The sequence below is a fragment of the Serratia sp. PL17 genome (assembly GCF_017832355.1).
Classification (GTDB): domain Bacteria; phylum Pseudomonadota; class Gammaproteobacteria; order Enterobacterales; family Enterobacteriaceae; genus Serratia.
Genome location: NZ_JAFIBY010000003.1, coordinates 340927 through 366066, shown reverse-complemented (window position 1 = coordinate 366066; position 25140 = coordinate 340927). Strand labels below are relative to the sequence as shown.

The 25140-nt window shown below is 47.5% G+C and carries 16 protein-coding genes; 8 read left to right on the top strand and 8 right to left on the bottom strand.

Features of this window, described 5'->3' with window-relative positions; all coding sequences use genetic code 11:
- Window positions 1-192: 192 nt before the first annotated feature.
- Window positions 193-1233, top strand: coding sequence for a LacI family DNA-binding transcriptional regulator (locus JOE25_RS13320; protein ID WP_209635854.1), 1041 nt, complete (start codon window positions 193-195; stop codon window positions 1231-1233).
- Window positions 1234-1275: 42 nt separating this feature from the next.
- Here JOE25_RS13320 and JOE25_RS13315 read toward each other — a convergent pair whose 3' ends face one another.
- Genes JOE25_RS13315 through JOE25_RS13305 form a run of 3 tightly spaced genes read right to left on the bottom strand, consistent with a single transcriptional unit; the run spans window position 1276 to window position 2907 of the window.
- Entirely contained in the window at window positions 1276-1614 is a 339-nt protein-coding gene (locus JOE25_RS13315; protein ID WP_209635852.1) for a DUF6616 family protein, read from the bottom strand.
- A gap of 13 nt (window positions 1615-1627) precedes the next feature.
- Window positions 1628-2404, bottom strand: coding sequence for a DNA alkylation repair protein (locus JOE25_RS13310; RefSeq protein WP_209635850.1), 777 nt, complete (start codon window positions 2402-2404; stop codon window positions 1628-1630).
- The gene (locus JOE25_RS13305) at window positions 2401-2907 is read right to left on the bottom strand and encodes a MarR family transcriptional regulator (RefSeq protein WP_209635848.1); all 507 of its coding nucleotides are present in this window, start codon (window positions 2905-2907) and stop codon (window positions 2401-2403) included. Before JOE25_RS13305 ends, JOE25_RS13310 begins: the two co-directional genes overlap by 4 nt.
- Window positions 2908-3607: 700 nt before the next feature.
- On the opposite strand from JOE25_RS13305, the gene JOE25_RS13300 reads away from it, so the two are divergent.
- Together JOE25_RS13300 and JOE25_RS13295 are read left to right on the top strand one after the other, a co-directional pair.
- Entirely contained in the window at window positions 3608-4903 is a 1296-nt protein-coding gene (locus JOE25_RS13300) for an FRG domain-containing protein (protein ID WP_209635846.1), read from the top strand.
- Window positions 4904-4978: 75 nt separating this feature from the next.
- Window positions 4979-6565, top strand: coding sequence for a hypothetical protein (locus JOE25_RS13295; RefSeq protein WP_209635844.1), 1587 nt, complete (start codon window positions 4979-4981; stop codon window positions 6563-6565).
- 231 nt (window positions 6566-6796) lie between these two features.
- Here the strand turns inward: JOE25_RS13295 and JOE25_RS13290 are convergent, their stop codons facing one another.
- The gene (locus tag JOE25_RS13290) at window positions 6797-8644 is read right to left on the bottom strand and encodes a UvrD-helicase domain-containing protein (protein ID WP_209635842.1); all 1848 of its coding nucleotides are present in this window, start codon (window positions 8642-8644) and stop codon (window positions 6797-6799) included.
- On the bottom strand, window positions 8641-10935 hold the full coding sequence (locus JOE25_RS13285; RefSeq protein ID WP_209635840.1) for an AAA family ATPase: 2295 nt from the start codon (window positions 10933-10935) through the stop codon (window positions 8641-8643). Before JOE25_RS13285 ends, JOE25_RS13290 begins: the two co-directional genes overlap by 4 nt.
- 668 nt (window positions 10936-11603) lie before the next feature.
- Between JOE25_RS13285 and JOE25_RS13280 the strand changes: the two genes are divergently transcribed.
- From JOE25_RS13280 to JOE25_RS13255, 5 genes are all read left to right on the top strand, one after another.
- Window positions 11604-13103 (top strand): SAVED domain-containing protein, encoded by a 1500-nt coding sequence (locus JOE25_RS13280; protein WP_209635838.1) that lies wholly within the window; start codon window positions 11604-11606, stop codon window positions 13101-13103.
- A gap of 5 nt (window positions 13104-13108) precedes the next feature.
- Window positions 13109-14254 carry a hypothetical protein gene (locus tag JOE25_RS13275; RefSeq protein ID WP_209635836.1) on the top strand — a complete coding sequence of 382 codons (1146 nt, stop codon included), beginning with the start codon at window positions 13109-13111 and terminating at the stop codon, window positions 14252-14254.
- Entirely contained in the window at window positions 14251-16053 is a 1803-nt protein-coding gene (locus tag JOE25_RS13270; protein ID WP_209635834.1) for a ThiF family adenylyltransferase, read from the top strand. Before JOE25_RS13275 ends, JOE25_RS13270 begins: the two co-directional genes overlap by 4 nt.
- A gap of 1459 nt (window positions 16054-17512) precedes the next feature.
- Entirely contained in the window at window positions 17513-20410 is a 2898-nt protein-coding gene (locus tag JOE25_RS13260; RefSeq protein ID WP_209635832.1) for an AAA family ATPase, read from the top strand.
- Between the two features lie 481 nt (window positions 20411-20891).
- The gene (locus JOE25_RS13255) at window positions 20892-21836 is read left to right on the top strand and encodes a zincin-like metallopeptidase domain-containing protein (protein WP_209636131.1); all 945 of its coding nucleotides are present in this window, start codon (window positions 20892-20894) and stop codon (window positions 21834-21836) included.
- 163 nt (window positions 21837-21999) lie between these two features.
- Here JOE25_RS13255 and JOE25_RS13250 read toward each other — a convergent pair whose 3' ends face one another.
- The 3 genes from JOE25_RS13250 to JOE25_RS13240 form a co-directional block, all read right to left on the bottom strand.
- Window positions 22000-22287 (bottom strand): hypothetical protein, encoded by a 288-nt coding sequence (locus tag JOE25_RS13250; RefSeq protein ID WP_209635830.1) that lies wholly within the window; start codon window positions 22285-22287, stop codon window positions 22000-22002.
- 106 nt (window positions 22288-22393) lie between these two features.
- Complete coding sequence (gene mobC / locus JOE25_RS13245; RefSeq protein ID WP_209635828.1) at window positions 22394-23140, bottom strand: MobC family replication-relaxation protein; 747 nt, start codon at window positions 23138-23140, stop codon at window positions 22394-22396.
- Window positions 23141-23151: 11 nt separating this feature from the next.
- Window positions 23152-25023, bottom strand: coding sequence for a type IV secretion system DNA-binding domain-containing protein (locus JOE25_RS13240; RefSeq protein WP_209635826.1), 1872 nt, complete (start codon window positions 25021-25023; stop codon window positions 23152-23154).
- Window positions 25024-25140: the final 117 nt, after the last annotated feature.

The following is a 25140-nucleotide window of genomic DNA, read 5'->3' as shown; positions in this document are numbered from 1 at the left end:
GCGATACGTTGTCGCCTATTTTTTTTGCACGTGTGTGCAAATAACTAGAGGATAAAAATTGTGCTGTCAATCGCGTGATGAAACAATTCAACCTTTGCGTCACAAAAATGAAACATTTTAACCGATAAAAATTTGCACAGCTTTGCAAAGTACGGCAAACTTTTCTCAGAGCACAAACGGATGGATGTGAAAATGGCAGCGGACAAGGCGATGATCAGTGCGAAAGACGTGGCGGAATTGGCCGGGGTCTCCCGCTCGGCAGTCTCACGGACTTATACGCCCGGCGCCAGCGTGTCAGCAACGACCCGTGAAAGGGTGATGCGAGCGGCGGAAGAGTTGGGTTATCACGTGAATCATTTGGCTCGGGGGCTAGTGCGTAACCGTAGCGGCATTGTCTGCCTGATCGTTTCAGAACTGGCGACGCCTTATCGTGCCAGCCTGGTACGGTTGCTGACCCAGCACCTGCAGGATGTGGGGAAAATTGCCATGTTGATTAACACCGATCGCTCTGATGACAGTGTTTCCCAGGCGTTGCAGCAGGCAATTAACTTCCGTGCAGATGCCTCTTTTGTGCTGTCCGGGATGCCGGACAGTGGCATCGCCCGTTTGTGTCACAAACACGGTCAGCGACTGGTGCTGATTAACCGTAACGACACCTTACCGGGGTCACTCAGCATCCGGCTGGATAACGAAGAAGCGGCAGGCAGGATTGTGATGGCCTTTGCCCGTGCGGGCTGCCAGCGCATTGCTTTTGCCAACTCATTGGCCGGTACGCCAAGCCTGATGGCGCGTGAACGCGGTTTTCTTCAGGCGGCAGAAGGCGTGGGCTTGCAGGTGAGCGTTGAGCGTTTTGGCACCACATCCTATGAAAGTGGTCAGATCCTGGCGCACCGGCTGTTGACCCGCCGCGAGCGGCCGGACGCGGTATTCTGCGTGACCGATCTGCTGGCCTGCGGTTTTATGGATGAGGCGCGTCATCGCTTTGGGTTACGTATTCCAGAGGATTTGTGCGTTGCCGGTTACGATGATATTCCGCAGGCGGCCTGGTCCTCTTATAACCTGACCACCTTTACTCAACCGGTGGCGTTGTTTGCGCAGGATGCCGTTGCGTGGCTGATGGCGGAAGAAAAGAAAGAAGAGAGCATGATGCCAGCATTGGGGCAGGAGATGCCGGGTGAAACCCGGCTATATCATGCCGATTTCGTCTGGCGTGGGACCATTCGCGGTGCCTGAAACCGGCGTAATATCTTGTTTTATTGCGGCGCTGCGACATTGTTATCCGGCGGCCAAGGCAACTAAATGAGCCTCGAAACCGTTGTCGCTTCCGGCTGCATTGACATGGTCGAAGTAGTTATACCAGCCGCTGGCTTTAATGCCTGCGAGCAACATCTCCCGCGTTTGAATGTCAGCAAAACGCCAGACACCCACAAAACGATGGCCTGTAGATTTGTCGATAGTGCTGTCCGTTTCACTCAACGTCAGAATTTCAACACCAAGATGGGATAGGTTGCCCATCGCAAGCTGAACGTTGTCGACGAACTGCTGACGTTCTGTGGCGGATAAAGCGCCCCATTGAGTGTTGGGGGAATATAGTTCAATCAGGTAATGAGACATGGTCGGTTTCTCCTTATTTCAGATTACGCATAGCGCGTTGGCAGATACGCTGGGTCGCTGGAGAGGGAGGGGGTTGCAACCATTGCTGACACAAGCCCATTACCCAGTCAGGATGACTTTTGGCGGCGTCGTTGAGCCAGTTCGCCAGCGAGTCTTGTACATACGGGGACGGATCGGCCCGCAAAGGGGAAAGTATTGGCAGTGCTCGTTCAGGCCGTTGTTTTAGCGCAGCAATATGCGCAGACCAGACGCCGCGTGGCCGTAATGCTTCGCTGGCAAAACGACGAATACGTTCAGAGGGTGACCTTGTCCATACGGCCAACTGTTCGATAGCGTTATCGAGCTCTAGCACCAAAGCTGGACGCACCGCCAGCCAAGCCCATTCTCGGACACCGAAATGACCGTCGTCAGCCAGAGGGCGGATAGCGTCTAGCCTTTCGGTTACGCGCATTTCAGTCTGTGCCCCAATCATAAAACAGGCCCAACCACGCACGGTATCCGAGCGGTGTGACATGCATTGTTCGATGCCGGCCATACCCAGTTCAGCCAATAAAATGTCGCCAATGCCTGCCATTCGCTTGACGATTCCCTGTTGGCAAGTCACCTCGGCCGCTTGCAGCGATTGAGGTGAGAGGGTAGGGAAAACGGTACGTAGCAATAGGATTTGGTCAAGAGCCAATACTTCGACCAGCGTAGCGCTCTGTTGCTCACCACGGGATAATGCAGTCAGAATGTCGGGAGCAATGTCTGAAACGCGGATTGCCCCTTTACGCGTGGGAGAGTGGCTCATATCGCTGGCTTCTCTTTGGCTGGCGTTACGTTGGCTGCGACTTTTTCGAGTAACAGACCCAGTTGAGTTTGTTCGCTAGCGGAGAGGTTCCCAAACAATCCTGCTATCCAGCGGCTATGCTGCTCAAAAACCTGTTTGGCAACCTGTTCGCCCTTGTGAGTCAGCCGAACACGTAACGCCCGGCGATCGCTGATATCGGCGTGGCGCTCAAGCAAATGTTCCCGCTCAAGGCCATTGAGCAGACCCGTAACGGTGGCACGCGTTACGCCCGCTTTTTCCGCCAGCGCATTCGGTGCCAGCCCTTCTTTGGCTGCATCAAGCAAGAACAGCATCACGAAGCGGCCTTCAGACAGGGCATAAGGTGCCAGCAGTGAGGCACAGTCCCGATCGATGGCTGAAGCCAGCGAAAGTGTTTGAAAGCATAATCGAATATTCTCCAGGTCAGGAAGCTGGCGTTGGTGGGCCTCCTGGAGCAGGGAGAGGTATTTTTGCTCAAGTTTCATGTTCGATCTCACCATGTAGTATGGCGCCTAACTATATGCAAAGAAAAACAGAAGATCAACAGGCTGAGGTAACTATGAACGGAGGGGCGGCTGAATAGCAAAACGCCCGCTTAAGTTTCCTTAAGCGGGCGTCTCTAATATGGCTCCTCTGACTGGGATCGCCTTTGCCAGTAACTGGCTAATAAATAGGCTAAACATGAATTCCCTTTCTGTCAAGACCACCAGAATGACCACCAATAGTTGCGGGTTCTATAAATCTGGTACGAGCGTTCCGCAGCATGGGTGAACATTACTGTTTTACTCTTAAAATGAAGCATAGTTAGAGGTAACGTCGAAGGCGTTTATCCTATGTGGAACTGTGTGCAAAGAGGTTTAACTGTCGGCTGAGTGTCAGGGGCGGACTCTCAAGAGTAACCATGGACCTTTACTTCTCCGTTGATGACGATACTGGGGCAGCCAGTCAGGAACGTGTTAGATGCATAAATTACGAACGTTACACCACGTTGTGTCCGATGTGTAAAATCTCATGGTCCACTTAGGCGAGATATTTACATCAGGTTAATTTGTTGTTTTATTGAATTTTTCGAGGTATAAATTTCTAATACTCGAATCAAGATGTTAATCAAATTTTAGAGTTAATAATATTTTTACATAGATTGCTTGCCGCATGTAAGATAACTTTAATGGAGCGTCTTTCATCATGTACAACCTTTTAGTCACCGCAAGAGAAGGTGCTTGGGATGAAAAATCCTACGAGTTTGATAGAAGCAGATTCCTAGAATATACGACTGAATCTATTGCTGCCATTTTTCAGTCTCTTACCCCGGATTTAATTGAAACTTTGAAAGGATATCCTTGTTTATTTGCGTACGAAGGCGATATAAATGATCTGCGGATTGGAAAATTAAATTCAATCAAAGAAAGAGGAAGGAAAATATTTATAGAGTTTGAGCTGAATGAAAATCTCCCACCTATTCCTTTTGAAAAAATTAAGCCCTTAGCTATGCTACTTGATTTCCGCAATTGGGAAATGAACCGAACCCATTGGGCCGTCAAAGATGAAGATCTCTTTTTACGGCTTAAAGAAGCAGGAGTAATAAAAGATGAGCATGTTCTCGAGCCGGAAAAATCAGTGAGACTGTCTGCAAAAAAGTATAACAACCCTAAGGTTACAACTGTCCAGGGTTTTATTGCAAAAGTTATTTCGGCTGAAAGAAAGGTTGGTTCAGAAGTTTTTTATAGAGGTCATTCAAATAAAAGTAAATACAAACTGGAGCCATCCCTATTTAGAAAAGATGATGAAGGGAATCCTTTACACCTTGAAAGTGAACATCTCTTATATAAAGAATTGATAGTATCAAACTCAGCTGACTTCCAATCCGATGTGAATACTCTAGATACTCTTGTTCGTATGCAGCATTATTCGTTGCCTACAAGGTTGTTAGATATAACATCAAATCCACTTATTGCGTTGTATTTTTCTTGCAAATCAGCACATACGGAAGATGGAGAAGTCATCATTTTCTCAATGAAGCGTAGTGATGTTAAGTATTTTGACTCCGATGTTGCAAGTTGCATTGCGAATTTAGCTAGATTACCAAAAAAAGATAAGGATGATATTGATTTTGATCATCCGAATTTTAACGAACAAATAGCAATAAAAAAACTAGGACATTTCATACGAGAAGAAAAATCGTATTTTGAGATGAATATACTTGCTGAGGACTTAAGGAGGATAATCTGTGTAAAAGGGAAGAAGAGTAATGCTAGGATTTCATCTCAGTCTGGGGCATTTATATTGTATGGTCTAGATGCAGTAATGAGCGAAGAAGGAACGTCTGAAATTGCCATAACGAGAATCACTGTTGAAAATAAGAAACAAATTCTTAAAGAACTCGATCTGTTAAATATAAATGAAAGCACTGTATTTCCGTACATTGAAAACTCAGCAAAATATATTGCTGAAAAATATAAGTTTGACAAAGAATCAGCATAACAGTTCTTTGATTAACTATGGTTGTTGGAGGGGTTTAATTTCACTAATATTAATTAATGATTTATGAAGGTAAACATGACAATAAAAGAATGCGCAGAAATCCACAGAGCACTGTGGTACACCGAAAATCTTGGAGTCGCGCAGGGGTATGGCCCTTCTCCACGGGATCGTGAATTACTGGTTGTACTTGCTAATAAACTAGGTATACCAGACGAGAAATTTATCACTTCCGACGAGAGTAAAAAAATCACAGCTCAGAAGTATCTGACAGCTATGATTGAGACAATGGAACCGCTTTCTCAAATGTTCCAAGATATTTGGATTTATTGCGAACGTACATTAATTAGAACGTCAAAAAATGCCCTCGATATTGAATGGAATTTCAATATTAATGGGGAGTCGATAGCAATAAATTTCGAAGCATTCAGGAAATATCAAAAGCTGCTCAACAAGACCCTTGATAAAGACAAATTCAACGAGGTTTGTAATGAATTTGCTACTGTTTGCTGTAAACATAATGATGGAAAGGGTTATATTAGATATGCCCCGATGCCACTAAAACCCGATGATGCAGACCCAACAAGTGTTGCTTCGAGAATTCATGATATGTGTAAGCACGTCAAAGAAGAAGGGTTAATTGACGATGGATATTATGGAGCGACAGACGCAATTCCTTACCTGTCAGCCATACGGAGCAAAAACCTCTGGCGACAAGAAGACTTTGCAGAATTAAAACCATTAGTAGAAGACTTTTATAATAGTACAAAGCTAGAGGATATTCTATCTTTACCATTCTGGACATTTCGCTGGCAAATTTACGAACTATGGTGTTTGATAATCACCCTACAACTCTTTGAGTCTCGTGGCTTTACACTAGTACAGTCCTCTGACGGTGCTTCCTTGCTTGAACTGGGGCAAAAAGTAGTAGTTGCTGAAAAAAATTCGAATCCACTAGGGCAGATTATTTACCAACCTTCATATCGCAGGACGACAGGGCAATGTGTTCATCCTGACATTGTAGTTGTTCAGGGGCACCCGGAAGCTCTCACTCCTAATATTGTTCGAGCAATAGTTGAATGCAAACAGCATAAGATGCCTGAGAATGAGAGGTTTTTGCTCCTTAAAAAGAGATATTTCGATGGTGTTGCTGAAGCTTATAATGATTCTATCGGTCCCGACGGTAAGCTGATACTATTAAACTATGATAAAGTCGATTTTACTACAAACTATGCACTTCTTGATGATTTCAAACCACAAAATATTTCGCCTTTAAAAGGGGCACTCAGCTCAATACTTGATGAGTATTCTGCGAATGAAGAACCTCGTCAAATTGTACTTGTAGTTGATGGCTCACAGAGCATGCTGAAAACCCTCGTAAAATCTGAAGAGTATATCAAAGAACTCCATAAAGTATTGGGCGCCTTCGATGAAGTCATATGGCTCAGAGGGGGTAATGTTCATGTCGAGAATATAAATCTTTTTGATTACACATCATTTTATAATATCGAGAGTGTGGATCTTTTTCTGGCCGGAATAGATAGAGCAAACCAGTTTGGTTCAAATATTAGCATACATCTTATCACTGACCTAAAACCACAATCTGAAATATTGAATGAAGTGCTAAAAGAGGCCCCCAAACTGCATATACATTATATTTCTTGAGTTAGCGTGATTTGATTGGAGCGAAAAGCAGGTGCACCAGCTTTTCGCTCCAATCAGATAATTTTTCCAGTATAATATGAATCAGCGAGTTATGAGCAATTAAACAGCTCAACTGCACCATTGTCCGCTCCTCGCTCATAACTGCCCAAGGTTTTACTGAAAGCGACTCAGTGCAAGAAGTGGTCATTGGACATATACAAGTCACGGTCTAATCAGACCAAGGAGGAAGCTTCATAGGATTTCGACTTCGCTCTCTTGGAGCCAGCCAGCAGCAACAACGTTTCGCTTGGCCAGTGTCGGCTGAGGTGTATATACGACAATCGCTAAGCTATTTTCAGCACGACTACACGTTACGTAGAGAAGCCTGCGAGTACGAGCTAGTGCGTGGTCCTTGCCCTCACGCTCATTGTCTCGATCAGTTTTTGTTGGTTCTTTCACACCCAGCAATTTGTCGTAGCTGAACAAAAAGCCGTCTGCCTCATCATCGTTGATGACAACCATAACTCGAGGGTACTCGAGTCCCTTTACGCCTTGGTGCGTACCATAGGGTGAAAGGCCATCTGTATAAGTCGCAAAAGCTGCCAGCTCCGAAAATGGGCGCTCAAGAAATAGCTGATAGGCGTAATTGGTTATCGCGTTCGTATCTTCAGGATCGGGCGCCTCACCAGGAGATCCCAACACCATTGCCTCAATCAGATTTTCAGGAACATCAAGCAGTTGGGTTTTCAACAGAAGCGTTGCGACTTCGCTCAGTGTTGGATCGTTTCTTTCGAAAAGAGAGAGCAGGGTGTGCGTCGCGTCCTCTACACGCTGCATGTGGGCCGATTGATCCACTGTTGATTGCATAGCGTCCTTGCTGAGCAAGGAAGAGCGAGAGCGTACTGCTTCAAGCAGAAGGAAGTGATCGTCCTTTGCGGTAAGGATGGGAAGAACGCCTTCGCTGAAAACGCGAAGTGCGGGCAGGGTTCCATCCAACAAGCCTGTTTGAAGGTGCTCAACCGCGTAGAGGGGCGTGAACAGCTTCTCGAACCCCATCCGCCGTCCAGCCATCTTATGTTCGAGGATCAAGGTCTTTCGGCCTTCAGGGCCGGTAGCCCATTCTCCGTCGTCGGTGATTGCAGCCATCGAATGAGCGATGCCTTCCTCAAGATTTGCTGCCTGTTCTTGGTTTTGGCTAATGCAGTACATGCGCACTACACCTTGAATGGCATCAGGCTTTGGGGTCTGCTGATGATTGTCTACGGCGCTTCGAATCACGTTTATAAGGTCTATCACTCTACGAGGACAGCGGCGATTAACGACCTTTTCAGGTTTCCGCCAGTCATCCGGGATTGCTTTATCAAGGTGCGTTACCCCATGGCCGTAAATCTGTTGCATGGTGTCGCCGAGTAGCCCCAGGCAGAAGCGTGTCTGCGCCAATTGCTGGACTTTCAGAAAAGCCTCCATTACTGGCGCGTGGGTGTCTTGGCTTTCGTCGATCAATACAACTGGGTAGCGGTCTACTAGAACATCCAACAAAGGGCGCTCAGGAGCGAATGCTGCGGTCAACTTGATGACTTCATCGTGATTGAGTGCTTGTCGTTCTCTGTTGTTACTTGTAGGGCTATAGGTGAACTTAGTAATCTCGTCGAGAGTCTCAAGTCTGCGTATTTTGCTTTGTAGCTTCCGTCGGTTTGCTCGAGATGTTTTATTGTCGCCTCTCGAGCGTGCTAGCTCGCCCTCGATCTTCTCAATGTCCTGGGCAAGTTTGATCCTTAGCCACTCTCTGATCTCGTTGTCGAATCCTTGGATTAGGCGCCAGGCGAACGCGTGAATGGTTGAGACTTCCACGAGTGGATCAAACTCTAGCCTTCGAAGAATCTCCTCGCATGCTGCGTTTGTATAGGTAATCACCGCAATGCGCCGCCCCTCGAACGTCAGGCGTTCTCGCTCGCGACTTTTGAGTTCGCGGATAGCCTCGACAAGTGAGTGGGTTTTTCCTGAGCCCGCACCTGCGTAAAGAAAAAAACTCTTCGGATCTGACAGATTCAGGCAAGCCTGCATAATGGTGTCGGCATCTGCGACAACTGCCTCGCTCATGACGTCACCTCCGCGCCCTCGGGCGGAATTACCAGAAGCTCTTTTTGCTTGCTTCGCAATTTGGACTCAAGCCAGTTGAGGCCTTCAATGATGTACTCAGGGATTTCGAGGCTGGGAAAGTTTTTGTCGCCCAAAACGAGCAACACAAACTCTGCTTTCTTTCCTTCGCGTAATTCGTTGAAAAACCCTTCTCCGACGGCTTCTGATGTTTGCGCGTCATTCAAAATTTTTACGAAAGCCTTCATCAGACCAGTACCGTTTGTCTTTTCCGCAAAGTAACCAGCGTTGCTAAGCACAAAGCTGTCTTCAAAGGTATTTGGAAGAGCTTGTATTACTTCACCAGTAGCGGGCAGGTGGGTGGAAATAGGAGTTTGATAGGCGATACGTACCGAGTACAGGTCGTCGATTTTGTGCTCTTTTTGGTTCGCTGGTAACTCAAGCAGTTCATCCACTGTGCTGCCCAGATGCATCAGTTTCATCCAGCTTCGCAATGTCGGATTGTTCGTAATCTGATCTGAGTTTCTTTGCACCGGTTTTGCAGCTTTATTAAGCCCTGCATCGAGGTCTGTAATAACCAGAGTGAGGATGCCAAGGGCGTCAATTAAAGGCCTTAATCGATGTGCGTGACTGCCACCGATATCGAGGGTTGTGATGTAGCAGCGGTCAAGGAATGGAAACTTATTTCGCAAAAAATGCGGCAGCATCATTCGCTCTGCTGAACCCTCTACCAAGATGACGGCATCGGCGAAGAATATGTCTGCATGCTGTGCCCGCAGATACCTGGTTACGAACTCCTTCGTCTTTGTTCCTTCGCCGAACACGTTAGAGAGATTAGAGACCGTCGACACCGGTACACCGATACCATACATCCCGGCTGGAAGCCGCCTGAAATACCTAAGGTTCTGGTACTCCACTTCATGTGTTACATGGCTGGAGTGAGTGCTCACCAAAAGCTGAGTCTTCAGATTTGGGTAGCGTTCAAGCAAAGCGTCTCGGCATAGAACTTGGTAGGCGTGCCGCACGAACACTTGCTGCACTTGAACATGAAGGTGGGCTTCAGGTTCTTCAATGAGCACGAGGTGGATGGGCTCGACGCGGTCTATTACTTCCGTGCTGGCAGCCCTGGTTTTTCTCAGCCACTCGTCCCTGAAGCCCATCAGCCGGAAAATCATAGATATGAGGTTTTGATATCCCAACCCATTAGCGGTCTCTGGTAAATGAAGAGGAGGGGCTCCTGGGACACCCTGGATTGAATCCAACTCAAAAAGGACGGCCGCTTCATGGTTCATGCCGTCAGTTGTTGCTAGGCGACTTGCGACTTTGATGCGTGGGTCATTACGGCCGGGGTAACCCAATCCCTCGACCTCTCTAATAGCAGGTTCGAAGCTGCTACCTAGCTTCGTATCGAATGCCGACTGGGCTGCTTCTATCGCCCGCAACGCTTCGAGGTCTGAGACATCAGGGCTGTCACCTGGGTCAAGGTGTCGGGAGTAATAAGATCTGAGTTGTTCCGAGAGTTTTTGAGTGCCGCTGGGTCTAGTATGATCTCCTTGTTTGTCGTCCGAATGGTCGCCGAATCCCCGCTGTGCATTGATTTCATGTATTCGAATTAATCCACTGAGAGGATTACTTTCCAAGGGCAGGGCAGTAGGGCTTAGTTGCTGCATTTGCGCCATTCTGGTCGACTTGTCAGGCTTCTTAAGTTGTTGCGGATCTAGGCGGTACCAACCTATTTTGAATTTATCTCCCAGCCGACGGCTCAGGTAATCATGTAGGCTCTGCGGCCATAGCTTCAGCGGTCTACCGGGTGGTTCTTCCTTCTCTAGAGCATCTTCAAGCTCTACAACCCTCGTGCGCTCTTTACGATAGTCCGTGTACAGCGTATTCATATCATCAGGTTCAAGCAGAAAACGCATTCCCACTAGTCCTCCGCGCCACGCAAAGTTGGGTATGAGGTCCCGGATGTAGTGGAACTCCCCTTGATCTGCTGACACCCAGATATCCAGACTAGGGAGCCAGTCAGCCCAGTCCTTGGCTGTAGGGATTTCAAAGTTTTCCGGCGCGTTCTCCCAAACTTTACCAATCTCATCCAGCTTGGCGAGATGACAAAGAGTCAGATCCTGGAGCCGAAAAGCTGAAGCTTTAGAAACCAAAAATCTCCGGAGTGCCAGCATGGCAGAGGATTTGCCGCTGTTGTTTGCACCTACAAGCAGCGTGGTCTCATTAGCGAAGTCAATTCGCACAGAAAGTAGTTTTCGGAAATTAGATATCTCTATGTGCTGGATGTACATGGGCCGTCCTTGAAAGCCTGAGTAATATCAATTTGCCATCAATAATATATCTTGTCGCCTATAGCAATCGAAAGAGATTAAAATGGCGGCACTGCTCTAAACGTCCGCACCTCGCTCACAGCTGACAAACCGTGTTTACAATTTCTTTTTTATCTTCCATTACTTTCAGCGGACTGTTTCTTTTCCCTGTCTTTTACTCATTTGGGCCAATAAGACTGACTAGATCGACTTTCAGCGGTGCTGGGACCAGCGATCGCCATCAGACCCCAGCCATCATGCCGGAACTCATCCCTTAGCGGGACCCGGCTAGACTGGGTGCCGAAGGGGCACCAGGTATCATGACCTTGATGGCTCTGATGTCTTGAATACACAGTCAATAATCACACCGTTGCAAAATTTCAGAATCATTAAGAATTGATCATTCAGTATGGGCATGCAGTTAAGTGCTTTTTTCAGGGACAATATGGAAAATAAAAAATCTTACTCTTCTGTTTAACTGAAGTCTGATAGAAATTATTATTTACATGTCAGATTGTTTATTAAAAATCAATTATTTATATCAGATGAATTCGTTTAACCTCCCAAAAATCGACGACAACACTGTCTGCTTGAACAGTGTCTTCTTACGTGATAGTTTCGAAATATTACTGTTATTTGGGAGGAATCTTATGGCGACTGCTGTGTTGGCAAACTGGCACGGTCATGATTATCAGGCTCGATATTTCTGGATTCAGGCATCCCGGCTTAAAAATCCTCAACAGGATTTTGTCGCAGAAGTGTCCTATGAGGCCGACGGCCCTAAAGCCTTTGATGACGTAATTACACGTTATAACCCTCCCCGCCGCAGCACTGGGCCCGAGCGGATTCAAGCCGATTACTATCAAATCAAGTTTCACGTTACACAGGCTACAAGTTTTGGTTTCGAAGACTTGATTGATCCGGCCTTCATTGGCGCTGAGACCTTCTCAATCCTTGAAAGGCTACAACAGGCAAAGAGTACCGTGCCTGCCAACTCTGCTTTTAATCTTGTTACGACAGACCGAATTATTGATGAAGACCCGCTTGGTGAGATAATCAGCAATGTGGATGGCTCCTTACGACTCGATAAGCTGTTCGATGGCACGACTGACAGGAGCCGAAAGGGAAAGGTTCGCAAGCTTTGGCGTGAACATCTCAAGCTTGCCACAGACCAGGAGCTAGAGCAGGTACTGACAGGGTTTCACATCCACCAATCACAGCCCACGCTTGAAGCGATGCGTGAAAAAGTTAATACCTGCTTCCAGATCATTGGCCTGATTACCTGCGAAACCAGTTCTGACTTCCAGTTCGATGCAGCTGCGCGTGCATTACGCAGTCAGGAACGTTATAGCTTTACACGAGAACAATTCACAGCCCTGTGCTTAGAAGAGAACTGGCTCAGGCCCGAACCACCTGAAAAGTTCAGAAGTGTTGCGCTGCGCTCTTTCAGTGATGGACCACTGGAAATCATGGATGCGCTTCCGGAACATACTCTCTCCCTTCTCTCACTGTTCGATGGTCGTTTTCCCTCCCCTGGCATTGCGTGGAATGATGTTATTAAGCCCCAAATAGAAACCTTCCTGACAGGTATCAGACAGACGGAGCGTAAAGTGCGACTGTATCTGCATACCCACAGCTCAATTGCTTTGCTTGCCGGCAAATGTATCGGTCACAAGTCAGGTGTGGAAATAGAGCTGGTCCAGAAAGGAAGGTCGGGTGACTCCATCTGGTCTGAAAACGAACCGCACAATGAACCTGATGCGGTTATCGAGACCGAGACTGTCGGAAGCGGTAGTCATGTTGCTTTAGTGCTCAGCATGGCGAGAAATGCACTGCCAAAAGCACGCGCGTACATACTCGCAAATCAGCCTGACATAGGACGGATCATTCACGCCACCCCCGCAAACGGATGTGGGCCACGTGCGGTGAAAAACGGTTCACATGCCGTAGCGCTTGCCGAACAGATATCCGATGCTGTCACGGATGCAGATTTACCTGTTGAAGCAAGTCTGCATATTTTCAGCGCTGCGCCAAATGCCGTTAATTTTTATCTTGGCCAGCACACCGATTTTCTGGGTACATGCATCTTTTACGAGTTTGACTTTCAACGCCAGCGAGATGGCTCTTACCTTCCTTCATTTAAGGTTTAATCACCATGGAACTTCAACCACAGTTCAGCGAATTCTTAGCAAACATTAGGCCGACAGATAAGCAGAAGGAAGACTGGAAAAGCGGCGCAAGGACGCTTCGCGAGCGCCTGAAAAATTTCGATCTACTCAAAGATATCGTTGTATCGACGTTTCTGCAGGGCAGTATTCGTCGTTCAACGGCAATCCGTCCGCTGGGCGATAAGCGCCCTGATGTTGATATTGTCGTGGTGACCAACCTTGACCATACCCGGATGCCACCCACTGATGCAATGGATCTGTTCATCCCATTCCTCGACAAATATTACCCGGGGAAATGGGAACCTCAGGGACGCTCCTTTGGTATCACCCTCTCGTACGTCGAACTGGACCTTGTGATCACTGCCATTCCAGAGTCAGGCGCAGAAAAAAACTATCTTGAGCAGCTCTATAAGTCAGAGTCAGTTCTGACGGTTAACTCTCTGGAAGAGCAAATTGACTGGCGCCTGAACAAAAGCTGGGCCCCCATAATGGGTGGATTGTATGAAGCTAACGGAGCCCAGGTTGAAGACGCCCCCGCTTCAGAATGGAAAGCCCACCCGTTAGTGCTTCCTGACAGGGACAAGAACGAGTGGGGTAGGACGCATCCGCTCGCGCAGATCCGATGGACCGCTGAGAAAAATCGCGTTTGCAACGGCCACTACATCAACCTCGTCAGGGCGGTGAAATGGTGGCGACAGCAGAACAGCGAAAACCTTCCTAAATACCCTAAAGGCTATCCCCTGGAGCATCTGATTGGTAACGCGCTGGATGATGGTACCACCTCAATGGGCAAAGGTCTGGTTCAGCTGATGGACACTTTTCTGTCCCGCTGGGCAGCCATTTACAATCAGAAAGCCAAGCCGTGTTTACCGGATCACGGGGTTGAAGAACATGACGTGATGGCGCGCTTATCGGCTGAGGATTTTTGTTCATTTTATGAGGGTATTGCGGGTGCGGCGGAAATTGCCCGTAACGCGCTGGCGTCTCAGGATCCTAAAGAAAGCGCAGAACTCTGGCGCCAGCTGTTCGGCTCCAAGTTTCCAGTGCCCGGACCTCAGGGCGGCGACCGCAATGCTGGATTTACAGCGCCAAGTAAACCAGCAGAACCACAGAAAACCGGACGCTTCGCTTGAGAACAATCGTTCAGCAGGTTCCAGCAGAGCTGCAGGCAGTTTTCACCCTTATCAATAATGATTTAAGGATGCGGACGAACAATGCTTGGGTGCTCTCTGCTGATAAAAGATGGTCGCTTAAATTCACCGCAGAGCTTTCCGTACCAGCATCCCGGTTTATGCCAGACAACAGCGTTTGGCATCTGGTGCTCTGGCAGGAAGAGGCCCAGATACGTGTAGAGGTTTATCCCGATAAATCGGAAGGTATATCGGTAACTTTTCAGCACCAAAACTACAACTTTTCCGATGCGTCTCCCCGCGCATGGACATCAGGAAATCCCTGCCTTGAGAACACGCCAGCCGCATTTGGTCGTAACTTATGGGGTCAGGAACCTGAAGCTTTACACGACAGAATTAGCTGGCGACTCAGCAGGTTGCTGCTGTGGATTGACGCTGCTGCTCAGGATAAACTGACCATAACGGGGGATGCAGTTGAGTTACCCGCCTTCCCTGAACAGTCGCCCTTTGCCGTGATCGGTTTTAGCGAACAGATGGATGACCTGCCTTTCTGGGCATCAAAAACAGGAGAATGGGGGTTTGCGAGCAGCAGTGGATTGTCCAGCGCGCACAGGACCCGCTTTTTACGTGAGTTTTTTGATAACAAGGGAAAGCTTATCCGGGCAACCAAATGGTCTCCGTTTATGCGTAAATGCGCGAGAACAACAAACGCAGTGTGGTCTATTTTGCCCACTCTCCCCGTTCTGTCCCCCTGGCAGGCACCGAGAACGTGGCAGGAACTGAGCCAGTGCTTCGAGCAATGCGGGATATCATTGCCGGATCTCTTTTCGGATATTGGCCGTTCTGTCAGAGCCCAACGGAAGCAACGCATGCCCGGATTGTTCTTGCTGGGCTTCCCGCTGGAAAACAAAGTTGGAGATGCTCCAGCACGCATCCACTGGCTGGCTCTGCGTTTAACGGGCCTCAGTGATGAAATGACGAAACGCCCTGGATTCCGCCCAACGGAACGGAATCGAAGAGCATGGGATCGCGAACAGCCAGCTTCACAGGACCCCATCCGGTGGGTGCGGACACAAAACTGGGCTGCTGACCAGCTCAGAACGCGGGGCGAAGCAGCCAACGACATCCGCAGCAAAAAGGTGCTGATAATCGGCGCAGGCTCACTGGGCAGTATGATTGCAGAAAACCTTATGCGCATTGGTGTTGTCAGACAGGGCATTCTGGACGCAGACCTTCTACAGGCCGGAAATCTGAGCCGCCACTCCCTGACGATGACGTCAGTTGGGCATAACAAAGCGTCTGCGCTTGTCGAACATTTGAATCGCATTCTGCCTGACGCGAGTGCGCGTTCATTCAGCACCGCCTTTCCCCCTGATAGTGAGGTTGCAAAATGCTCACTGCGTAAGTATGACGTCATCATTGATTGTACCGGTGATGATGGTGTTCTTAATGCATTGGCGGCATTTGACTGGCAAAGTGAAAAAATATTTATCAGTCTGGCTATGACATGGCGAGCAGAAGGTTTATTTGCCTTTGCTGCCAGTGAAACAACTTTTCCTGTTACGGATGCTTCCAGCCGCTTCGACGACTCGGCGTCACCTGAAATCGACATGGATGAGGCCAGAATAGAAGGGATCGGTTGCTGGCATCCCGTCTTTCCGGCCCGTGCCGATGACGTACAGTTATGGGCGGCCGTTGGAACAAAGTTCATCTGCAGGGTGGTCAGTGCGCCAGGGAGAATCTATGAATATTTTAAGCAGATGCCTGATGGCACTGTCGAGCGAGAACCGCATGAGTATTAAAGATGTGACTTTTTCCAGTGATGGGGCGACCTATACGGTCGTCCTTAGCTCCTCAACCATTAATCAGATGGTTTCCGAATGTCTCAAAGCCGGTGTGAATGAAACAGGCGGTATTTTGATTGGCTCATACAGTGAGGACAGTTCGACGGCCATGATCGAGGAGGCCACGACACGGCCTGCAGATTCACTCGCTGGCCGGACGACATTTCAGCGAGGTGTCAAAGGTCTGAGATCTATACTTCGTGCCCGCTGGAAAACGGGACTGTATTACGTTGGTGAGTGGCATTTCCATCCAGGGGGATCACCCGAGCCCAGTCGTGATGACCTCATGTCCATGACAAGCATTGCAGCAACACCTGGTTATCAGTGCCTTGAGCCTATAATGATTATACTAGGAGGGGACCCGACAGGATCTTACAGTCTGAGCGCTAGTGTATTCCCCCGGGGAGACTCTCCCATCAGATTGCGAGAGATGCTGATTTAATGTCTGTTCCCGTAGTACTCCATTAGACCCCGGCTGTCAGGTCCGGAACGCCACTGGTCCGACGGAGCTTACCGCTCTACCGTTTAGCGCAGTCGGGCTGACGATCCGACTTGCCAGCGAGCCGAAGGAGCCATAGTAAGTGAAGTAACTGAAGCATTGACTCCATGAACGATATCTCCCGTTAAGGGGCTTAACACAAACCACACCCGCTTATAAAATCGCTTTCCGGAAAGAGAAAACGCAGGATTACAGGAATAACCGGTGCGTCAGCACCCGATGACTCCGTCGACCCCTCATCCTAATCCTGACAGTGGGATTGGCCACGGAGATTGATGCCAGCAATGTGTGTAAACAGGGCGCATTAGTCACTATGAACACCACGTGAACCTCTTGCTTTTGGTTTTCACAGGGTTGCTGAAAGCGCATGAACAGAGTAGTGCTGACTGCGATTAGGACGGCCATTTACCAAACCGGATACCGATCCTTACCGCTATGAGCTAAAACCCATCGCATGATATCCGGTTTTCGCAGAGGATCATCCTGAGGATGACAAGCTGCCTAATGCAATGGCATTCATCCGCTATATTCTGATCCTTTCGGTACATGACAATATCCGCCTGTCTGATATGACTAAGGGCTCATAGTTAATAGCCCGTCTGATTAACGGCTAGCACACCGTGCCGGGATAGATTGCTTTAAGCAGTGTGTATCCCGGCAGTTTATGAATAAATGCTCATGGTAACTGGTTGCAAAGTGCCAGTAGCGGAAGTTTCTAAAATGGTCTGTACTAACCAAAGGGAAGTATGTCAGCCCTGATTTGCCATGAATGCAGGATTACTCATAAAAAATGATGTCATCCCTATTTCAGTTGTCTCCGAAAGATGCGATAACAGGTTATAAATCAAACAGAAAAGCATGAACATTGAGATAAGCGCCACGGATCAGAAATTTTCAATACTCTTATTGGGGCTAAGTATGAGCAGAGAAAAGGCTTTCGAAAAATTTAAGGAAGTTCAGGAACGGTATATTGCCCGAAAAGATATTCTTTTTGAAGCAAATGAAGCTGAAAGCCGCTTACTGGTGATAGATGAGATCCTGAATATACTGGGTTGGAATAAAGAAGAATTTACGCCGGAAGCGTATTGCAGAACAGCGGGATATGCCGATTATATACTGAGTACGGAAAGAACGCCTCGCCTTGTGGTTGAAGCCAAAAAAATCGGCGTGACCTTCGGACTCCCCAAAAACACCTTAACTTTGAACGAATACTCTGTCGCCTATCTTAAAAAAGCATTCAATAAGAAAATCTCTGAGGTGATCGATCAGGCACAAAGATACTGTGTCGAAAAAGCGGTTCAGTATGCATTGATCACAAATGGTGCAGAGTGGTTTGTTTGCCCAATGCTGCCAAAAGCAGGTAAAACAACTGACTCGATGAAAGGCGTTTATTTTGGGAATATCTTTGGAGATGAGTTTTCGTTTGATCTCATGTATAACCTCATCTCTAGGGAGAGCACAGAAAAGAATAATCTGGACAGCTATCTCTCAGAACTGAATCATGTACCGTCAGAAGTGTGTTACATGCTAAAAGATCATGTTCATGATTTCATTTGGGATAGTAACAAAGATAATCAATGGATCGATGATTTTTATGAAAACTTTTTCTCTCAGATAACAGAGAAAAATCAGCGAAAAATGCTGGAGCACTGCTTTGTCAGTGACTCTAAGTTGGATCAGTTTAAAGGAGAAATAAAAAGAGCGTTAAAAGATTCAAAACCCAGTTTTCTTCCTAATGATGCGTTAGATCTCTCACCTTCTGAAGGGAAAGAATTCATCCTGGAGCATCATACTGGTAAAGTTATCATCATTACTGGTGCCGTTGGATGTGGAAAGACCACTCTGGTGACTAAATGTTTAGTAGAAGCAAGACAGCAAAAGAACATATATGCAACCCCAATCATCATAGATTTGATAAATGACGTATCAAAACATAGCATTGATGTGAAAAACATCGTATTCAATTATCTGCATGACAAGATAAAAAACGAGTATGAAAGCGAGTTTACATTAGATGCACTACGTATCACATTTGCGCATGAAATTAAAGTGTTAAAAAACGGCCCCTACAAGGATATATTTTCCAAAAATCCAGAAATGTTTATGGTGAAAGAAGCTGAACTACTGGAAAAGGAAAGCGCCAACCGGCAGAGTCTAGTATTAAATATATTCCAAAAACGTGTCAAGGAAAATAAAAGTGTTATTATTGTTATTGATAATGTCGACCGAGCTTCTGAATCGTTTCAAGAGGAAATTTATGCTTTATCTCATTTAATAACCCAAGCATCGGGTGCAACAGTCATCATCACACTCAGGGAGTTCACCTTTTTTAAGAATAAAGATAAAGGCTTTCTGGACGTTAGGCCAGAAGACAAGATCATTCATCTCAAATCACCGGACTTTAACAAACTAATTTCGACTAGGATAAAGTATATTAAAGAATGTCTTAGTGAAGACTTTAGGATGAGAGACTGGAGAAAAAAATATCAGCTTCAAGATTTCTTGGGTAAAATGAATTTCTACGCTGATGTGCTGAGGAAAAATCTTCAACTGTCGAATGAGAGTATGCCCATTCTGGAAATATTATCTTCCGTGTCTTGGCATAATATCAGAAACTTTTATCAATTGATTAAACACGTACACTACCAATTGGGAAACGAATCAGCATGGCGTAAAAAGGATGTTATCTCCACGCTCACCTACCATCCCGATCACACGGAAAAAGCATATATACCGAATGTTTACCTGCCCTATCAGAACGTAAACCAGTGCTACTTCCTGAAGTTAAGAATACTCTATTTTCTGAATGATGCTGTTTCCCCCGGCGAAATTGCAAAAGGAATTAGCCTTGAAAGGATAATCCGGTTCGCATCACTTTATGGTTATAAAAAAGACTGGATTAGCAAAGCAATTGAGAGTTCGGTTAAAGAAAGGATTATTGAATGTATTGAACTACCCTCTGACAGCGACTTCAACATAGAGTACACCGTCAGCTCGGCCCATACGTTTCGTATATCGCCTTTAGGCACTTGTTTGATACTCGATATCTGCCATACATCAATTTACCTGTCTTTAACATCTCTTTATTTGCCTTTCCATGAAAAAAAGCCCTATAACGAAGCAAAACAAGAACTCACCAGACTGATTAATGCGATTTATAATGATAAGAGTATTAACACCAATCATGAAATTATTGATCTGGTCGAAGAAAGTCAGATACCAGTTATAATATCAAAATATCTGTCATCAGAGTATTTAAGAGAAAAACTGACTTTATCATTACTGAGAACTCAAACAGACGTACTCTTGACGGAAAAAAGTATAAGCCGACTGGTGGCATCGTTCAGTCGTAACATAGGTAACAACGATGAGTTTACCGCTAACCGTGAGAAAAGCGATTACGGTAATTTATCCTTCGATTTCGGCGATGGAATTGAAAAAGACTGCGCATCTGGTGAAGAGATAGACATCCCGCCTTCATTCAAGCCATTATCTCTTGAAAGTGTCATGTCCTGCGGAAGTGAGTATATCCCTCTCATCTTTGTCGCCCTGGTGATACGATCCTATCTTGGTTTTGAGACCAGCATTGGAACTCAGATTACAGAAACAATTAACGATCACATAGTAAATGATGACAATAAAAAATATACAAATAATGTTTCACGCGCGCTGCGTTCTAACTCTCTAATCAAACAGAAATGGTTGCTGATTAGGACGGATTTGCATCCTAAGTTCAGGAAGTTTTCACTGAGCAGCACTTGGCAGTCAGAATGGATTGAAATATTCGGTGAAGAACCGCCAGAAATAGAAATTTGACGCGGGGCTAAGGAGTAAATTGTGCAATTAAACTGTAAAAGTGAAATTGAGGATAAGTCGATAGTAGACCAATTGACCCACTTCCCGTGGATCCCAACGTGACAACGTTAGTATTACAACTATGTGCGAACTTCCGCTTCTAGCTCAAAGCAGAAAGCCAGATTTGAGTGTGTTCTACCTCAGAACACTGCTATATCAGGTCTGAAGTTATACAGTTAAATTCAATTCCTAAACCACAACCTTCAATCCATTTCACCGCTGCGGACCAAGGGGCGCTACGCCCGGCTATGTAGGTCATATCTTTTCCTTCCGTGTGCTTTTCGTTCCCGTATCAGCTTCCGGCTAATCGTTTCCCAACACAACCCGTCCCGCAAGGGTAAATAGCACGCATTCTGCGCCCTTGCAGGCCGGAACGATGCCGGGAAAGCGAACCGTCAGGCGATACGAAGACGAAATTCACACTACTGACGGAGAAAAAACCATGACGATTTCCCTGCATACCCAGACTAGCGCCCCTAACACCGCAGCGGCGACTAGCGTATCCCCGCTGGACCCGTCAGGCTCCTCAAAAACGAAATTTTCTCAAACCAGAACCGACATTTATCAGACCGTTACTGACAGCATCATTTCTGCGCTAGAAGCCGGTGTAAAACCGTGGTCTTGCCCGTGGCAACGTGTAGATGGCATGTCTGGTCTGCCTTCCAATTACGCCACTGGTGTGGCTTATAGTGGCATGAATATCATGTTGCTGTGGTGCAGCGCATCTAAACAGGGATTCAGCGATTCCCGCTGGATGACTTACAAACAGGCGCAAGCGGAAGGCGGACAGGTGCGTAAAGGCGAACATGGCACAACAGCCATTTTCTATACGACCCTGAAAAAGGAAAATGACGACGGAGAAACTGACTTTATCCCGATGCTGAAGACGTTCACCGTGTTTAATGTTGAGCAAATTGATGGTTTGCCTCTGAGTGACGAAGCCGTTTTCCCGGCAGAGACCTTTGAGCCGTTACCGCAGGTGGAAGCGCTTTTCCGTAACAGTGGTGCAACCATCATTGAGAAGGGACAAAACGCCTTTTTTGCACCGTCAACCGATGAAATCCGTTTACCTGAACGTTGTCTTTTTACCGATGCGGCCAATTTCTACGCCACCGGACTGCATGAGCTGGTTCACTGGAGCGGGGCAAAAAGCCGGCTGAACCGTGAAATGAAAGGAAAGTTTGGCAGTGAGAATTATGCGTTTGAGGAGTTGATCGCCGAACTGGGAAGCGCATTCCTGATGGCGGACCTAGGGATTGTCGGGGAGGTTCAGCATGAAAGCTATATCGCTTCCTGGCTGAAAGCACTGAAGAACGACAAACGCTATATTTTCAAGGCCGCCAGCGCGGCATCGAAAGCGCATCGTTATTTAATTGATAAAATCTGAGCAGGAAGTGGCCGCAAAGAAATGCGGCTTTGAGTGCTGGGATAGGCTTAACCAGTAACGCTGTAGAGACATGAGTGAGGCGGAGCGCAGCCAGGCGAGCACCGAACAGTCATGTCTCTACAGTGGAATAAAGCAAGTCACACGGACAGGGGGGAATGGGCAGTTATTCTCGGTTACCAGCAACTACCTGAAGTGCAAGCAGCCGCTGTTCCAGATTATTAAGTCTTTCTTCGAGGTCATGGCTATGCTGCTCAATATCTTCCAGCGTTTCTGACAAAACATCACGTAGCAGCACAAAGTTTGACTGTAGGGCGTACACAAAATCGCTGCCGCGAACCAGTAATGCTTCGCGTGGTATGTCCTGCAAAGCGGAATGCGTCATCCATGTGACCAGTGCTTTGGCGCTCATTTCAGTCAGTACGTCAGCAAGTCGGTCAGTTTCTCTGTTCATTCTGGAGTCCTGTCTGTTCTGATGTTGGGTGAGTATTTCGAGGGGAATTATTTCAGGCCGTTGCGCTGCTGGTGGGCGGGTTGGGGCAGTTGGTTATACAGAAGAACTATATGCCGTGGCCTACATCGAGCTGTTGCAGCTCGTCGAGCGTGTAGATGCGGAAGACATGCCGGTGGCGGGTTTCCAGCGGGATGTGTTGATGGTTAACGATGACGTGCCGGATGCTGTCAAACAGCCGTTCAAGACCGCGCTTTTTCTGCGGGTCCGGCACGATATAAAAAACGTAAATCCAGTCTTTACGGGTTCGGGCAAGCAAATGACTGGCGATGATCGACTGATAACGGGCTCTGGTTTTCAGACGGCGCTCGGTCTCAATGGCGATCACGATGCCGCCGGGCAGGGTAATCAGTCCGTCCGGGCGGTGGCTGGTCTGATAACGATTGAGGAAGGTTGTGCGATCGCCGTTTATCCATCCGGATGCGCCTTTTTGCTCAAGGATGATACGGGCGGTCTGATTATCAAGATGGTGCTCCAGCGTCCAGCCGGTAATTTTTGAAGGCTCAAACCGCGCCGGAAAAATCGCATCGTCGGGGGTTAATACAACGGCCAGCCCGTCAGTGGTTATGCCCCATAATGAAATTTTCATCGTGCGCGATACCAGGACATGTTTTTGTATCAAGCCCATACCCTCGGCTTTTGAAAGCAGGGAATACAGTGATTTATGATCCCTGAAACCGAACAGCAGCATCAGTGTTTTAAAGTCACTGTACGTTTCCTCCTTCAGAAAATTCAGCAGTCGTTGTATTTTTTCGTGGTGTCGCGTCTGGCGTTCGCTGTATGCGGTGATAAGCATCATTCCCCCCTTTAAAAATCCAGCAATGACGGGTTTTCCTCTTTATCGGCATTCGGTGTTGTTGTGTCTTTTTCGTCCGTATCAAAAAAAAGATCGGGCCGCGTTGTGGTGATATCCGGCATTGATACGGATACGGAGGATGTTTCCTCCTCGCTAAAATCCAGGGTGATGTTTACCGTTGCGGCGGTGGCGGCAATCGCGGACGACACGGCGCAGATCTTCAGTTCGCGTTTCTTCACCCTGATGGGCGAAATCAGCGAAGCAGAGGGGAGTGTTTTTGTCGTAAAAATGAAGCTGACAAAATCGGGTAGATTCAGGATCATATTGCTGTCAGTAAAGAAACGCTCGGCCTGCCTGATGGTGCGTTCACTGTCGATAGTCTCTGTCAGCACGGCATCGGTTTTTGCTTTGCGGACCTCATCATCGACTAATATAGTGCCTGACATCCTCGCCACCCATTCAGCGGTATCCGGGTCCATGACACGATAAACCAGTTTGAATTTGGCGTTCTCAACGACAGCGCCGACAACTGCGTCACCTTTCAAATCTGCCGGGCAGTCTTTTAAATCGGCAATAGACTGATGGTCCATAATAATATGCACGCCTTTATCGCGTGCCGCGCCTAAACCTTCCAGTGCGGGCCTGGATAAATGGTATTTCAGTTCGGAAAGATAAACAGCAATGGGGCGGGGGACGTCTGTTACTCGATCGCGCTTTTCTGCCAGCTGGTAAAGGCGAACCAGCAGCATGCGCTGGGCGGTAATAATTTTGCTGTTTCGCATGGAGCCGACAACATAGCAGCAGCCGCCTTCATCAAATATGTGCTTAAGCGCAAAGCCTTCTGGTGAGTTAATGGCATTGAGTAATGCCAGTTCCTCAATCTTGCCGAAAAATGCTTTGATTTTTTCGGCAACCCCCTGAACGTAATCACCGTTATAGACATCACGGATTGTTGCCGATGGATTATCACTGACAAATTGTGCGGCGGTACGCGCGGCTTTTCGGTCATCAATGCGATAAAAATCCGATTCCTGCCCTTTTTCCGCGAGGCTGAAACCGGCAACGAACAATTCTTCCAGTTCATCGGGCGTGATATCTTCAATCAGGTTTAACTGATATTGCTGTTTTCGCAGGTCAATTAAGGCAAAGGGTTTGCCTGCATCCTCGCAGGCTTTGCGGTAAAGATGCGGGGCCCATTCATCGTCTTTGGGGTCCATAACAAAGACACCTTCACCGGCCAGAATGCTTTGATAAAGTAATATCCCGGCGGCCACCCCTTTACCGGCTCCGGTGGTACCGATAATATCTGCGTGCTGTTTCTGCCAGTCTTTTAACGGGAGATACATTGGTTCGTTCTCCCTGTCCATGCCAGTAAAAATGCCTTTATTCAGGTCGATATAATTCAGCGGATTATAATGCAGGGTTTCCGGTAGCAGAGATTTTACGGTGCGGACATCGGTGCGCAATTCCCGTTCAAGGGTGGTCTTTTTAACAAGGCGTTTCTTTATTCTGTCCAGCTCCGGTGTGAATAACCGGCGAAGCATAATATGGAAAATAATCCCGGTTACAGTGAAAGCAATCCGTACTGACCAGGCCAGTACCGTATTATCACTGGTGAGTCTGGTCTTATACAGCCACTGGAAGGCTCCGATCACCACCGGGGCCAGTGTGCCGAAGAGAAAACACAGCAGGGAAAAAGCGATAATCAACCTTTTCCATAACGGGGCTTTCTGCCGTTCATCGCTTTTCATCGACGCGAAAAACGGCATCGTCAGCCCCGATAACAGCGCCAGCATCAGCTGATGCTGTTGCATAAAAGCCATGAAGCTCAGCGCGCCATTCACTATCGGCGACAGTGAAACGGCCAGCTTATTCAAAATCACGATGCCTCCTTCGTCAGCAGTTCGCCCCATGACGTCGCCCCATCAGTTCGCCCCACGGTGTCGGGCGAAAAGGCGGGGCGACCATCAGGGACGAAGAAGGTGGCCGCTGTGCGACCA

Coding starts and splice junctions, on each gene's coding strand:
- JOE25_RS13275 (WP_209635836.1), top strand. CDS start 13,109: ATGGAACTTCAACCACAGTTCAGCGAATTCTTAGCAAACATTAGGCCG.
- JOE25_RS13320 (WP_209635854.1), top strand. CDS start 193: ATGGCAGCGGACAAGGCGATGATCAGTGCGAAAGACGTGGCGGAATTG.
- JOE25_RS13280 (WP_209635838.1), top strand. CDS start 11,604: ATGGCGACTGCTGTGTTGGCAAACTGGCACGGTCATGATTATCAGGCT.
- mobC (WP_209635828.1), bottom strand. CDS start 23,140: ATGCTTATCACCGCATACAGCGAACGCCAGACGCGACACCACGAAAAA.
- JOE25_RS13300 (WP_209635846.1), top strand. CDS start 3,608: ATGTACAACCTTTTAGTCACCGCAAGAGAAGGTGCTTGGGATGAAAAA.
- JOE25_RS13295 (WP_209635844.1), top strand. CDS start 4,979: ATGACAATAAAAGAATGCGCAGAAATCCACAGAGCACTGTGGTACACC.
- JOE25_RS13260 (WP_209635832.1), top strand. CDS start 17,513: ATGAGCAGAGAAAAGGCTTTCGAAAAATTTAAGGAAGTTCAGGAACGG.
- JOE25_RS13255 (WP_209636131.1), top strand. CDS start 20,892: ATGACGATTTCCCTGCATACCCAGACTAGCGCCCCTAACACCGCAGCG.
- JOE25_RS13285 (WP_209635840.1), bottom strand. CDS start 10,935: ATGTACATCCAGCACATAGAGATATCTAATTTCCGAAAACTACTTTCT.
- JOE25_RS13290 (WP_209635842.1), bottom strand. CDS start 8,644: ATGAGCGAGGCAGTTGTCGCAGATGCCGACACCATTATGCAGGCTTGC.
- JOE25_RS13315 (WP_209635852.1), bottom strand. CDS start 1,614: ATGTCTCATTACCTGATTGAACTATATTCCCCCAACACTCAATGGGGC.
- JOE25_RS13250 (WP_209635830.1), bottom strand. CDS start 22,287: ATGAACAGAGAAACTGACCGACTTGCTGACGTACTGACTGAAATGAGC.
- JOE25_RS13305 (WP_209635848.1), bottom strand. CDS start 2,907: ATGAAACTTGAGCAAAAATACCTCTCCCTGCTCCAGGAGGCCCACCAA.
- JOE25_RS13310 (WP_209635850.1), bottom strand. CDS start 2,404: ATGAGCCACTCTCCCACGCGTAAAGGGGCAATCCGCGTTTCAGACATT.